Source organism: Peribacillus sp. SIMBA_075 (assembly GCF_046534585.1).
Genome location: NZ_JAWRYN010001063.1, coordinates 1 through 255, shown reverse-complemented (window position 1 = coordinate 255; position 255 = coordinate 1). Strand labels below are relative to the sequence as shown.

Annotated in this window: 1 protein-coding gene; it reads right to left on the bottom strand. The window is 34.9% G+C overall.

The genetic code is table 11. The features are described from left to right. Nucleotides 1-43: 43 nt before the first annotated feature. The coding region (locus SB775_RS31550; RefSeq protein ID WP_410865223.1) for a 3-alpha domain-containing protein at nucleotides 44-255 on the bottom strand (212 nt) is incomplete at its 5' end.

The following is a 255-nucleotide window of genomic DNA, read 5'->3' as shown; positions in this document are numbered from 1 at the left end:
TATGATAGATAAATAGAGTCCCACCTATAAAAGGTGGGATTTATTATTTTAACTTCGAAAGACGATCCTCTAACTGACCACGCCAAATCTCGGCTAGTTCTTGTACAGCAAGAACCTTCGCAATGCCATCTTTATCTTTCCTATTATGAAAATAAATTTCGTTAGAGAACAAAACAGATACATTGTTTGATGGACGCTCTAATAATGTAATTTTAGAATCTTGACGTACAGTACCTTCTTGAAGAACACGACATA